This window comes from Frankia canadensis (assembly GCF_900197875.1).
Lineage (GTDB): Bacteria > Actinomycetota > Actinomycetes > Frankiales > Frankiaceae > Frankia > Frankia canadensis.
Window position 1 is genome coordinate 1 of sequence record NZ_FZMO01000279.1, and the last position, 14098, is coordinate 14098.

Consider the following 14098-nt stretch of genomic DNA (forward strand, 5'->3'; position numbering starts at 1 on the left):
CGGCCTCGCCCGGGCGTTGACGCTGAACGAGCCGCAGGTCGCGCTCCGCGACGGGAGGTGGAGGTGGCGGTGGCCGTGGGTGTGGACGAGGTGGTGGGCGAGGATGCGGGCGAGGGTGCCGGTGCCGCCGGTGATGAGGATGGTGCCGTTGCGGTCCCAGCCGAGGGCGGACAGGTCGCGGGGGGTGTCGGGGGGTGTGGTGTTCCTGTCGGTGGCCGGCCGCGCGGGTGCCGTGATCTCGACCGGCGCGAGTCGGGGCACGAGGACCGCCCCGTCGCGGAGCGCGACCTGCGGCTCGTTCAGCGTCAACGCCCGGGCGAGGCCGTCGTACCCGGCCGGGGCGAGATCGACCAGCACGAAGCAGTCCGGGTTCTCCGACTGAGCGGTGCGCACCAGTCCCCAGACACCCGCCCGAGCCAGGTCGGCCAGGTCGTCACCGGGCACGGCGGCGACGGCGCCCCGGGTGAGCAGCACCAGCCGGGAACCGGCCAGCCGCGGCTCGGCCAGCCAGCCCTGCAGCAGGGCCAGCGCGTCGGCCGTGCACCGCCCGACACCGTCGTCGCCGGTGCCGGCGGATCCCGGGTCGCTCAACAGAGCCAGCACGACCTGCGGCGCTTCGGTGTGAGGGTCCGCGTCGAGGGCGGCGCGCAGCGTGGCCAGATCCGCGACCTCGTCCAGCTGCCCGCCGGGGCACGCCGCGGCCAGACCGGTGCGCCCGGCCTGGTGACCGCCCGGGCCGACGAGTGCCGCCCAGCGGCCGGACGGCACCCGCTGCAGCTCGTCGGCGGCGGGCACCCAGTCCACGCGGTACAGCGCGCCGCCGCCGCGGGTGGCCGGCAGCCCGCCGGCGGGCAGCGGCCGCAGCACCAGGCTCGCCACCGACGCCACCGGTGCGCCGACGTGGTCGGCGACGGCGAGCGCGATCCGGTCCTCGCCGAGCGGCGAGATCCGAACACGGAGCTGGGCCGCGCCGGACGCGTGCAGACGCGCCCCGGACAGGGCGAACGGCAGCCGGATCGGTGCGGTCGCCTCCGCCGAGCCCACCGCCGGGTGCAGGGCGGCGTCGAGCAGGGCCGGGTGCAGGCCGAAGGCGGTCGCCTCCGAACGGGCCGGTTCGGGCAGCCGCACGTCGGCGAACAGGTCGTCGCCGGCCCGCCACGCGGCGGTCAGCCCCCCGAACGCGGGCCCATAGCCATAGCCGCGGTGCGCGAGGCGGCTGACCAGAGCGTCGACGTCGACCGCGGCGGCGCGCGGCGGTGGCCAGGAGCCGGGGTCCGCCCAGCCCCACCGGTCCTCGTCGTCACCGGCCGGCACCGGGGCGGACGGGTGCTGGCTGATGCGTGTGTCATCCGCGGGGCGCAGGACGCCGTGGGCGTGCCGGGTCCAGGAGTCCTGGTCGGCCTCGGTGTCGGCACGTCCGTAGAGGGCGATCTCGCGGCGCCCGTCCTCGCCGGGAGCGGTCAGGGTGACCTGCAGCCGCACCCCGCCCTGCGCGGGCAGAGCCAGCGGAGCCTCCAGGGTGAGCTCGTCGAGCTCGTCGCGGCCGGCCAGGTCCGCCGCGCGCCAGGCCAGCTCCAGCAGGGCCGTGCCGGGCAGCACCGGCACGCCGTGCACGGCATGGTCCGCGAGCCAGGGATGCGTGCGCAGGGAGATCCATCCGGTGAGCAGGTGGCCACCGGTGCCGAGCGTCGCCGCGGCGCCGAGCAGGGGATGACGAGCGGGGTCCAGTCCGGCCAGCGGCAGCCGGGGCGAGCGCTCGGGTGCGGTGAGCCAGAACCGTTGGCGTTGGAACGGATACGTCGGCAGGTCGACGCGACGCGGTCGGCTGGGGTCCGCCCCGTGATCCGGTGTGGGCGCCGCGTCGCCGCCCGGGCCCGCGTCCGGGCCGGCGGGGACAGGATGTGCGGCGGCGACGAGGCCGGTGAGATCGACCGGCACACCCTCGACGTGCACGCGGGCGGCGGCCTCGAGGAAACGGGCCTGGCCGCCGTCGCCGCGGCGCAGCGTGCCGGTGACCGTGTGCTGCTCGCCGGGTGCCGCGGCGTCGAGGACGTCCTGGACGGGAACGGTGAGCACGGGATGCGGACTGGCCTCGACGAAGACCCGGTGCCCGTCGGCCCGCAGCACCCGCACCGTCTGCGCGAAGCGCACGGTCTGGCGCAGGTTGCGGTACCAGTAGTCGGCGTCCAGGCCGGCGGTGTCGACGCGCGACGCGCTGACCGTCGAGTAGAACGGCACGTCGGCCGGGTGCGGTGCGATGCCCGCGAGCGCCTGGAGCAGGTCCGTGCGCAGCGGTTCGACCTGCGGGGAGTGCGAGGCGTAGGTGACCGGCAGCCGCTGTGTCCGGATGCCGTCGCGCTCGCAGGCGGCCAGCAGCTCCGCGAGCGCGGCCAGCTCCCCGGAGACGACGGTGGCGTGCGGCCCGTTGACGACGGCGACCGCCAGCCGTCCCGACCAGGGTTCCAGGAGACCGTCGGCCCGGTCGGCCGGCAGCGCCACCGACGCCATGCCGCCGCGGCCCGCCAGCGCGGAGCCGATGATCTGACTGCGCAGCGCCACGACCCGCGCCGCGTCGTCGAGGGACAGCGCGCCGGCGACATGAGCGGCGGCGATCTCCCCCTGTGAGTGACCGACGACCGCCTCGGGCTCGACGCCGACGGACCGCCACAGCGCGGCCAGCGCCACCGCGAGCGCGAACGACGCGGGCTGCACCACCTCGACCCGCTCCAGCTCGTCGCCCGTGCCCGCCGTGAGCAGGTCGACCAGGGAGAAGTCCACGAAGGGCGCGAGGGCGTCGGCGCAGGCGTGGATCCGCTCGCGGAACACCGCGCTGGTGCGCAGGAGCTCGGCGCCCATGCCGGGCCACTGGGCGCCCTGGCCCGGAAAGACGAGGACACTGCGGCCGGTGGCCTCGGCCACCCCCTGGACCAGACCTGGCTCCTGCTCGCCGGCGGCGAGCGCGTCCAGCCCGCGCAGCAGGTCGGCCCGTCCGCTGCCGAGGATGACGGCGCGGTGCTCGAACGTCGCCCGGCTGTGCGCGAGCGAGTGGGCGATGTCGGCGTCGCGCAGCCGTGGCCGGGCTCCCAGCCAGTCGCGCAGACGCGCCGCCGCGTCCCGCAGTGCCGCCGGCCCGCGGGCGGACAGCGCCCAGGGCAGGACCGTCGCCGGGTGATCCCCGTCCGGGCCGTCCTCGCCACGGTCGTGCGTGGTGGAGCGGTACCCGTCCGGGTTGTCCGCGTCGGAACCGTGCACGTCGGAACCGTGCACGTCGGAACCGTGCACGTCGGAACCGTGCACGTCGGAACGGGGCGCGCCGGAGCTGTTCGCGTCAGAGCTGTTCGCGTCGAGGCGGGCGTCCACTGGTGCCGCCTCCAGCACGACGTGCGCGTTCGTGCCGCTGATGCCGAACGAGGAGACCGCGCACCGGCGCGGGCCCACACCGGCCGGCCAGCTCACCGGTTCGGTCAGCAGGGCCAGGGCACCCCGTGACCAGTTCACGTGCGGCGACGGCGCGTCCACGTGCAACGTGCGGGGCAGCAGCCCGTGGCGCATCGCCAGGACCATCTTGATGACCCCGCCGACGCCGGCGGCGGCCTGGGTGTGCCCGATGTTCGACTTGAGCGAGCCGAGAAAGACCGGAGCGTCGCTCGGCCGGTCCCGGCCGTACGTCGCCAGCAGCGCCTCCGCCTCGATCGGGTCGCCGAGGGAGGTGCCGGTGCCGTGCGCCTCGACCGCGTCGACGGTCCGCGCGCCGAGGTCGGCACTGGCCAGGGCCGCGCGGATCACCCGTTCCTGGGCGGGACCGCTCGGCGCGGTCAGGCCGTTGCTCGCGCCGTCCTGGTTGATCGCCGAGCCGCGCAGGATCGCGAGCACCGGGTGGCCCTGGCGGCGGGCCTCGCCCAACCGCGCCAGAACGACGACGCCGACCCCTTCGGCCCATCCGGTGCCGTCCGCCGCGGCGGCGAACGCCTTGCACCGTCCGTCCGGGGCCAGTCCGCGTTGCCGGGCGAACTCGACGAACATGCCGGGGGAGGCCATCACGGTCGCGCCGGCGGCGACGGCGAGGGTGCACTCGCCGCCCAGCAGCGCCTGCCGGGCCAGGTGCATGGCCACCAGCGACGACGAGCAGGCGGTGTCGATCGTCACCGCGGGCCCCTCGAGGCCCAGGGTGTAGGCGAGCCGGCCGGAGGCGACGGAGGTGGTGGTGCCGGTCAGCAGGTAGCCCTCGGCCCCGGGCGCGGGTTCGTGCAGCCGCGGGCCGTACTCCTGCGCGGTGACGCCGACGTAGATGCCCGTCGCGCTGCCGCGCAGGCTGGACGGGTCGATCCCGGCGCGTTCCAGCGCCTCCCAGGAGGTCTCCAGCAGCAGCCGCTGCTGCGGGTCCATCGCGCTCGCCTCGCGGGCGCTGATGCCGAAGAACCCCGGGTCGAACTGGTCGGCGCCGTCGAGGAACCCGCCCTGGTCGGTGTAGGTGGTGCCGGCGGCGTCGGGATCGTGCAGGGCGTCGACGTCCCAGCCGCGGTCGCGGGGGAAGGGGCCGACAGCGTCGCGGCCGTCGACGACCAGCCGCCACAGCTGCTCCGGCGAGGTGACGCCACCCGGATAGCGACACGCCATGCCGACGATCGCGATCTGCCCGTCGTCGTCGCCGTGCTGGCTGTTCCCGGCGCCCCGGGACTGCCCGCCGGCCTGGCTCGGCCGCTCGGCGCCGCCGGCCCGCAGCAGGTCGTCGAGGTGATCGATGAGCCCGTCGGGCGTCGGATGGTTGTAGATCAGGGTGCCGGCCAGCGGCAGACCGGTCGTGGCCGCCAGCCGTTCGCCGAGCTCGACCCCGCCGAGCGAGTCGAAGCCGAGGTCCCGGAAGCTGCGGGTGGTGTCGACGGCGCCCGCATGGGCGTGGCCCAGAACCGCGGCCGCGCTGGCCCGCACCAGGTCCCCCAGAACACGACGCCGGTCGCCCCGGGAGAGCCGGGACAGCTCGGCCGCTGTGTCGGCCGCGACCGCGTCGTGGTCGGCGGCAGGGATGCCGGCCGCCGCGGCGGGGGCGGCATCCTGGGCGCCGTCCGCGCTGGCCGGCTCGGGCAGGGGGGTGAGGGACACGGGTTCGCCCCCGGCGCGCTCGACGCCGTCGAGCCAGTACCGCGTCCGCTCGAAGGCATACCCGGGCAGCCTGACCCGCCGCGCCCCCAGGCCGTCGAAGGCGGCGCTCCACCGCGCCGGCACGCCGTGGACGCTCGCCCGCGCAAGTCCGGTGAGGAACGTCGCCTGTTCGTCCTGACCTCGGCGCAGCAGCGGTGCCACCACCGGCGACTCGCCGTCGGGCGGGTCGGCGAGGCTCGCCCGGGTCATGCCGCTGAGCTGGCCGCCCGGTCCGACCTCGACGAACACCGCGGCGCCGAGCCGGCGCAGGTGGCGGACACCGGCCATGAACCGCACCGCCGACCGGGCGTGGGCGACCCAGTAGTCCGGGGAGGTGAGCTCGTCCGCGGTCGCGATCAGGCCCGTGACGTTCGAGACGACCGGCAGCGCCGGCGGGGCGAACGACAACCCGCGGGCGATCCGGCCGAACTCGTCGAGGATCGCGTCCATGTGCGGGGAGTGGAAGGCGTGACTGACCCGCAGCCGGGTCGCGCGGTAGCCGCGTTCCCGCCAGCGCCGTGCCAGGTCGGTCACCGCCGCCTCGTCACCGGAGACCACCAGCGCCCGCGGGCCGTTGACGGCGGCGATGCCCAGGTTCGCGTCCTGCCCGGCGAGCAGCGCGGTGATCTCCTCCTCGGTGGCCTCCAGCGCGGCCATCGCGCCGGTGGCGCGCACCGCCTGCATCAGGCGTCCCCGGGCGGCGACCAGCGCGCAGGCGTCGGCCAGCGGCAGCACCCCGGCGAGGTGTGCCGCGGTCAGCTCGCCGATGGAATGCCCGGCCAGCAGATCCGGGCGCACCCCGAACGTGCCGAGCAGGCGGTGCAGCGCGACACCCAGGGCGAACAGCGCCGGCTGGGTGTAGGCGGTGCGGTCGAGCAGCGCCGCGTCGGGGGTGTCGCCCCGCGCGGCCAGGACGTGGCGCAGGGGCCGCTCCAGGAACTCGTCGAAGTGGGCGCTCACCTCGGCCAGCGCCGCGGCGAAGACCGGGTACCGCGCGGCGAGGTCGGCGCCCGCACGGGCGTACTGGCTGCCCTGGCCGGGGAACAGAAACGCGACGCGACCGCCACCGGCCCGGCCCTCGACACGCCGCGCCCCCGGCCCGGTGGTCGCCTCCGGCGCGCCGGAGGCGACCGAGCGCAGGCCGTCGAGGAGCTCCTCCCGGTCGCGGCCCAGCACGACGGCACGGTGCTCGAAGACGGATCGGGTGGTGGTCAGCGAGTAGCCGACGTCGACCGGGTCCGTGGCCGGCCCGTCGAGCAGGGCGGCCAGCCGCCGCGCCTGGACGCGCAGGGCCCGCGGGCTGCGCGCGGACAGGACCTGCGGGACGAGGTCGGCGGGACGGTCCCCGTCCGCGGGGCCCTGCCGCCGCCGAGCCGGCGCGGGCGGCTCGGGCGGCTCGGGCGGCGCGAGCGGGGACGGCGCCTCGGCGAGGACGACGTGGCAGTTGGTGCCGCCCATGCCGAAGGAGCTGACACCGGCGACCAGGGGACGGTCGGGCCGGGGCCAGGGGCCCAGCTCGGTGCGCACCCGAAGGCCTAGCTCGGCCAGGGGGATGCGCGGATGGGGCCGCTCGAAGTTCAGGCTCGGCGGCACCTGTCGGTGCCGGATGCACAGCGCCGCCTTGACCAGCCCGACGATCCCGGCGGCGCCCTCCAGGTGGCCGACGTTCGTCTTCGCCGAGCCGACCAGCAGCGGATCCGCCGCGGGCCGGCCGGCGCCGAGCGCGGCGCCGAGCGCGGCCGCCTCGACCGGGTCGCCGAGCGCGGTGCCGGTCCCGTGCAGCTCCACGTACTGCGCGTCGGCCGGGTCGGTCCGCGCGCGGGCGTACGCGGTCCGCAGCACCTCCTGCTGCCCCCGCGGGCTGGGGACGGTCAGGCCGTCCGTCGTCCCGTCGTTGTTCACCGCGCTGCCGCGCAGGACGCACACGATGTCGTCGCCCGCGGCCAGCGCGTCCGACAGCCGGCGCAGGACGACGACCGCGCCGCCCTCACCGCGCACGTAGCCGTTGGCCCGAGCATCGAAGGTGTGGCAGCGCCCGTCAGGCGACAGGCCGCCGAAGCGGGCGGCGGCCAGGCTGCTCTGCGCGGCGAGCACGACGTTGACCCCGCCGGCGAGCACCAGGTCGGACTCGCCGCGACGCAGGCTCTCGCAGGCCAGGTGGACGGCGACGAGCGAGGACGACTGGCCCGAGTCCACGCTCAGGCTCGGTCCGTGCAGGCCGAGGGCGTAGGAGACGCGGTTGGCGATGATCCCGTGGTTGAGGCCGGCCAGGGTGTGGGCGCCGATCGCCGGGGCGCCGGCGCGGGCGGTCAGGGTGGCGTAGTCGCTGCCGATGGCACCGACGAAGACGCCGACGGCGTGCGCGCCGAGGCCCGCGGGTAGCAGTCCGGCGTCCTCCAGGGCATGCCAGCACAGCTCCAGGGCGATCCGCTGCTGGGGGTCCATCGCCGAGGCCTCGCGGGGCGAGATTCCAAAGAAGCCGGCGTCGAAGTCGGCCACCCCGTCGACGAACGCGCCGAAGCGGGTGTGCCCCGTCCCGGGCAGCTCGGCCGGGCTCCAGCGGTCGGCGGGGACCTCGGTCACGGCGTCGACGCCGTCCCGGAGCAGACGCCAGAACGCGTCGATGTCCTCGGCTCTGGGAAGGCGGCAGGACATGCCGATCACGGCGATCGGCTCGTCCGCATGGTGACCGGCGAGCTGGTGACCGGTGGGCTGGTGACCGGTGGGCTGGTGACCGGTGGGCTGGTGACCGTCGGGCGTCGCGGGCGGGGGCGGGTTCATCGGGTCTCCTCGTCCTGGCTCGTCGTTCCCGCGGTCGTCGGCGCCGCGCCGATCGCCCCGGCAGGGTGGGGGAGACGGCCGGCGACGCGGTGCCCGGCCCGCAGCAGCGCCACCGAGGGGCCGAGCAGGGCCCGTCTCGCGGTGCGTGCGCCATGCATGCGCAGGACGGAGCGCAGCAGCCATGGCCCGGTGACGGCGACGTGCCGGGGGGAGCCATGCACGTCGTCGTGTTCGAGCAGGTCGAGCCGGCGCACATGGCGGCGTAGCAGATCGATGTCGGCGGCCGGGATGATCTCGTCCTGGCGGCTGGCCACGTAGGCGACGGGAATGTCGAGGGCCGTGAGCTGCCCGGGGGTGAGGGCCCGCTCCCGCAGGTGCTCGCCGACCGCGTCGACGGTCGTGCCGGTCAGATGGGCGAGGGTGGCCAGGGTGATCCGGGGCAGCCCGCGCTGCCACGCCGGATCCGCGAAGGCGCCGTGCACGGGCGCCCCGACCGTGGCGACGCCACGGACGCGCGGGTCGTCCAGCGCGCACCGCAACGCGAGATGGCCGCTGAAGCTCAGCATCATCGCGAAGGTCCGGCTGGTGTCGGCCCGGCCGTCGAGCGCGTCGAGCAGGCCGGAGAGAAAACGCCAGCTGCCATCGTCGTACGGAACGGTGCTGGCGCCGGCCCGCGGCATATCCGTGACTATTCCGCTGATGCCGAAAAGCCGCATGCGCAGCAACACGGGGGCCCACTGCTCCTTGGTGCTGACTATTCCCCCCATCAGCACCACGAACGGCCCCTTCGGCCTGGTTTCGCGAGCGGTGAATCCGCTTGCCCAGCAGGTGACGGAACCGCCGTCGACCGCCAGGGTGAGCTCCTGCAGATCGACGTTCCGGTCGGCCCGCCAGCGGCGGAACTCCGCGACGGACAGCTCCAGGGCGCGCTGGCGGCCCGGCCCGTCGACATAGGGGAACCTGGCCATCGTGTACAGGCGGGCGGCCAGCAGCGGCCGGCCCCGCTCGGACTGTCCGCGGGCGGCGGCGCTCCATTCCGCGGTCCAGGAACCGGGACCCTCACCGTCATGGGTGACGCGGGCGAGGACATCGCGCTGGACGCGGTCGGGAACACGTTGCGCGCGAGCGTGGACAGCGGCGAAAACCCGGAGTTCCTCGACGTCGTTCACTGCGTTTCCATCCTCCGTTCCGCTGCCGCGCGAACGCCGTCACAGCCCGGCTCACCGCTGTACGGCGCTTGCGGTCGAGTTTTTCGACGCTCATCGTCGGGCGACTTCCTGAAGCCGAACTAGCCTCGTTCTTGCGCGGCGCGGGAACACCCGCCTCGACCTGGCAGGAAAGATTGTCGTAAGCGCCTCTTTAGCGGGCCGGGTGATTCTGCCGAGGCCCGCGCGGTACCGGGTCCGCCGGCGGCTGGCGCCGGCGGGACGAGCAGCGGCCGAGCATGGTGGGAGACCACACAGGTGGGACAACAGGGCAGGCGGGGACGGCCGATCGCCCGCGAGCGCCGGCACACCCTCTACTTCCTGGCGGAGACCCGGGCGGTCGCCGCGGTGTTCCTGGACACCGAGGTGGACATGTCGGCGGTCCTGGCACACCGGGACCGGCAGCGGGCCGCCGGCCGTCGGTACTCGATCGTGACCTACGTCCTGTCCGCGGCGGCCCGCGAGCTAGCCCGCCACCCGGCCGCCAACGCCGTCGCGCGCGGCCGGGCCCGCCCGCGCGTGCGGCGCCAGCCGGCCGTCGACGTCAAGCTCACCCTGGATCGCATGCTGGGCGGGCAGCGGGTCGTGCTGTCCGCGGTACTCCCCGGTGCCGATCGCGCGAGCCTCGCGCGACTGCAGGAACAGGTGGATCACTACACGGCGGGCGACCCGGACCGGATGCCCGAGTTCGCGGGCGTCCGTCTGCTGCATCGGCTGCCGTGGCTGGTCGGTCGCTGGGCGTTCGCCCGCGAGGTGCGCTCGCTTGACCGCCGCTCCCGGCGGTTCGGGACCCTCGCCGTGACCTCCCTCGGCCACCGGCCGGTCGACGGGTTCCACTCCCAGGGCGGCACCACGGTCACCCTCGGCGTCGGCCGGGTGGTGGACCGGGCGGTCGTGCGCGCGGGCCAGGTCGCCGTCGCCCCGGTCATGCGCCTGAACCTGGCCTTCGACCATCGGGTGATCGACGGTGCCCAGGCGGCGGACCTTCTCGCCGACATCCGTGACGCCCTCCAGCGCGGCCCGGACCGGCCCGCCGGCTCCGCCACCGCCGACGGCCAGGCCTCGCGGCCGGTGCCGCCGGGGCTGGCGGCGGCCCAGCTCACGGCGGCCCCGCATGCCGCGGCCCCACCCGCGGCGTCGGCACCCGCGGCACCGTCGGACATGGACGCGCATGATCGCGCCTGATCCCGGCCGCGCCGCGGCCTCGGGTCAGTCCGTCGTGGGCACTGGCGGCGACCGGGCGGTGCTGCGGCTGTTCTGCTTTCACCAGGCCGGCGGCACGGCGTCGATGTTCGCCCGGTGGCAGGAGGCTCTCGGCGACGACGTGGACGTGCGGCCGGTACAGCTGCCCGGCCGTGAGACACGGGTCCGCGAGACGGTGGCGCGGGAGATGCGCGCGCTCGTCGCCGATCTGGACCGTGAGCTCGACTCCCAGCTGCGAGCTCCCCATGTCCTCTACGGTCACAGCATGGGTGCGCTCGTCGCCCACGCGCTGGTGCGCCGCCGCCTGACCCGGGCGGCGCCCGCCCCCGCCTGCCTCGTCGTCGGCGCGGCCCGGGCGCCGCACCTGCCCGTCGTCCTCGCCGAGGCCACCGCCCTGTCCGACGTGGAACTCGGACGGGAACTGGTCCGCTTCGGCGGCATGTCCGCCATGATGCTTCGCTACCCGGACTGGCTGGCGGCGGCGGTCGCGCTGGTCCGGGCCGACCTGCGGGTGTGCCTCAGCGACCGGCCGCGGGACCTGGTGCGCCTCCCGTGCCCGATCCACGCCTTCGCCGGTGCCGGGGACCCACTCGTCGGCCTCGACGAGATCCTCGCCTGGCGCGCGCACACGGCCGCGGAGTTCACCGTCCGGGAGCTGCCCGGCGGTCACTTCTTCACCCGGGACGGCCACGAGGAGCTCATGGTGGGCCTGCGGGACCTGCTGGCTCCCCTGGCCAGGAGCGCAGCGGGGCAGGATGAGCCCGCCCGGTCGGACTCCTGGGCGCCCTCGGCCCGCTCAGGTCATCCCTTCGGGGCCGGAACGGCGTAGACGGACTCCAGCGTCGGTTCTGCGACGGTGATCAGTCGACTGAGCGCCGTGCGGGACGAGACGTTGAGCTTCCGGTAGATGCGGGTGAGGTGCACGTCCACCGTCCGTGGGCTCAGGCCCAGCTCCTCCGCGATCTCCCGGGTGCGCTTGCCCATCGCCACGATCTCCGCGATCTGCATCTCCCGCCTGGTCAGGGTGGCCATCGCGGCCGGGCGGGCGGGTGCCGGCGGAAGGGTCCGGCTGGCGTTGCCGGTCGCGGGCGGGGTGGGCCGCTGCCGCGTGAGCTCGTTCTCCAACTGGGTGACGCACGGGTTCGCCGCGCTGCTCTTCGCCATCGCCAGCAGGTCGGCGGCGCCTTCGGGGTCGCCGCCGGCGATCGCCGAGCGGGCCGCGCGGATCAGGGCCCGGGCGCGGTCGTCCGGCATGCCGGCCAGGGCGAACAGGTCCGCACTGCGCCGGTAGAGCGCGGTGGCCGCGCGCGGATCGTCGCCCATCCGCAGATTCCCCTCGGCCGACATGGCGTAGGCCTGCTCGCCCGGCACGGAGGCGGCGGCCGCGGCGTGCCGGGCCCAGTCGACGGCGTCGGCGTGGCGACCGAGCCGGATCGCGCAGGCGGTGAGCATCTCGAAGCACATCGAACGCAGGCATGCCGGCGCGTCCGGCAGTGTGGACCCGCCGCAGGAGGCGATGAGCGTGCGCAGGCTGCGGTGATGCTCGTGGCGTATCCACAGGGCCTGGGCGAGACAGACCGCGGCGACACCGTCCCAGCGACAGTCGCGCGGGCGACCGTCGGTCGCCGCCCGCTCGGCGATCGCCAACGCCTCGTCGCAGCCCGCGTCGTCGTTCCAGGCCAGGGCACGGGCCCGCATCGCGAGAGCCAGCCGACGCACGTGGCGGACACCCGCGGTGTGCACGGCGTCCGTCGCCGCGGCGGCCATGGCGAGGGCCTCCTTCGGCCGTCCGGCGTCGTGGTGGACCGCGCTGAGTCCGCAGAACAGCGCGGCGAGGGCCTGCCGGTCGCCGGTGCTCCGGGCGGCCCGCACACCGCGAAGGAGATGGTGCTCGGCGTCGTGCAACCGGTGCAGGAGCAGCTCGGTCCAGCCCAGCAGCCCCAGCACCTCCGGCCGGCCCTCCAGGTCGTACGGTGTCAGCACGTCGACGAGGTGACAGCCGGCGATCACGGGGGGGACCGCGGCGGCGGGCTGCCCGCGGAACAGGCGGGTGAGGCCGCTCAGGGCGAGGGCGCCGAGCTCCGCCTGCCGGTCGTTCGCGTCGCGGGCCCGCTCCACGGTGCTGGCCAGCACCTGTTCGGAGGGCAGCCCGCCGCTGAACAGCTCCACGCTGGCCTGGACGACCAGGAGGGTGACCGGCGGCCCGTTCGAGGTGTGCCGCTGCTCGCTGAGTTCCGCGCTGAGCATGGCACGCGCCTGGGCGTACCGGCTCTGCCGGCAGTCGATGAGGGCGTGCAGAATGACGGCGTCGAGTCGGGCCGCGGTGTCCTGACGATCCGTGGCGAGCACCTCGTCGAGGACTCGTCGGCCCTCGCCGGAGCGGTTGGCGGTGGCGAGCGCCCGGGCGTAGTGCAGGCGGATCGTCCGCCCCTGCGCGGCGTCGCCGCCGTCCGCCCGATGGGAGTGCAGGGCGGCCTCCAGCCATCGGACGGCGAGCTGTGGTCGTTGGGTGCCGATGGCCGCCTTCACCAGGACCTGGCGATCACTGTCCGTGAGGCCGATCATGGTGCGTTCGAGGTGCACCGCCCGTTCCGAGGCCGCCGCGCCGAGGTCGCCCAGCAGCAGGAAGACCCGGCGGTGCAGGCGTGAGCGGGTACAGCCGTCCAGCCGCCAGTACGCGGATCGCTGGACCAGCGGATGTCGGAACTCGAACAGGGGCTTGTGGGACGGCGCGCGCAGCAGGTCACGGCGCAGCAGGCGCCCGACGGCCTGGCAGGTGCTGTCCTGGGTCGTGTCGCTCACCCGGGCCAGCTCCGCGAGGTCGGCGGAGCGGCCGAGGACCGCGGCCGCGGCGATCACCGCTGACTCCGCGGGCGTCAGGGGAACCATCTCGGCGAGGATCTGCGCGATGAACGGATCTGTGACGTCGAGGAGATCGAACGGATCTGGGTGATCGGGACCGGCGCCGGTATCCGGCTCGACGCCGAGGCGTGTCCTGGCCAGCGCCTGCAGGTAGAGCGGATTGCCGCCGGCCGCCCGGTGCAGCGCGGTCAGCCTGGGTTCCTGCGCGGACAGCCCGAGAAGCCGGCCGGACTGACCGGCGGACAGCGCCTCGAGCACGACGCGTTCCGCGCCGCCCCGAGAGACCGCTCTGCTGAGCGCGTCGCGGATCGTCGCACAGGTCTGGCGGGACCGGTGTGCCACGACCAGCAGATGCGGGACCGCCAGGGGATCGGACAGCAGCTGCGCGAGGAACCCGGCGGACTCGGGGTCAGCCCATTGCGCGTCGTCCAGGCAGAGGACGCCACCAGCCACCAGCCGGCGCTGGAGGGCGAAACGTATGGTCGACCATGACTGATGCGGTCGAATGTCTCCGGGTGTCCCGCTCGGAAAGGCCATGTCCTCGAACAGCCGCATTGGCCGGCTACCGGGGACCGGGAAGGCCGCAGTCAGTACGGTATATCGTGAACGGTCGGCCGCCTCGGCCGCCTCGGCCGCCTCGGCCAGTCGCGACAGCAGCCAGGTCTTGCCGGTTCCGGGGTCCCCGGCGATCTCCACGATTGTTCGTCGCCCCTGTCGTGCCGCCGCCAGCGCGTCCGACAGGCTGCGCCATTCGGCCTGCCGGACCACACGGTCGGCGGCGTGACGAAGGTTCGACGAGAGGATCATGGCGGTGCACCCTTCGCTGCTTCTCTGGCTGGTCGGCGCGGAACGCGACGGATACGTGTTCGTTGATGGCCGAGGTGGCTCCCGGTGGCCGGCGAGGACTC

General features: G+C 75.2%; 5 protein-coding genes. 2 read left to right on the forward strand and 3 right to left on the reverse strand.

Going from position 1 to position 14098, the window contains the following annotated elements; all coding sequences use genetic code 11:
• The coding region (locus C1A33_RS33790; RefSeq protein ID WP_115537989.1) for a type I polyketide synthase at positions 1–7920 on the reverse strand (7920 nt) is incomplete at its 3' end.
• On the reverse strand, positions 7917–9089 hold the full coding sequence (locus C1A33_RS20455; RefSeq protein WP_115537990.1) for an alpha/beta hydrolase: 1173 nt from the start codon (positions 9087–9089) through the stop codon (positions 7917–7919). The genes C1A33_RS20455 and C1A33_RS33790, both read right to left, overlap by 4 nt.
• A 294-nt stretch (positions 9090–9383) precedes the next feature.
• Between C1A33_RS20455 and C1A33_RS20460 the strand changes: the two genes are divergently transcribed.
• Together C1A33_RS20460 and C1A33_RS20465 are read left to right on the forward strand one after the other, a co-directional pair.
• A complete protein-coding gene (locus C1A33_RS20460; protein WP_243407759.1) occupies positions 9384–10310 on the forward strand; it encodes a 2-oxo acid dehydrogenase subunit E2 in 927 nt (308 codons plus the stop codon).
• On the forward strand, positions 10297–11157 hold the full coding sequence (locus C1A33_RS20465; protein ID WP_165818492.1) for a thioesterase II family protein: 861 nt from the start codon (positions 10297–10299) through the stop codon (positions 11155–11157). The genes C1A33_RS20460 and C1A33_RS20465 overlap by 14 nt, the downstream gene beginning before the upstream one ends.
• Here C1A33_RS20465 and C1A33_RS20470 read toward each other — a convergent pair.
• The gene (locus C1A33_RS20470) at positions 11130–13997 is read right to left on the reverse strand and encodes a helix-turn-helix transcriptional regulator (protein WP_101833045.1); all 2868 of its coding nucleotides are present in this window, start codon (positions 13995–13997) and stop codon (positions 11130–11132) included. The genes C1A33_RS20465 and C1A33_RS20470 overlap by 28 nt on opposite strands.
• Positions 13998–14098: the final 101 nt, after the last annotated feature.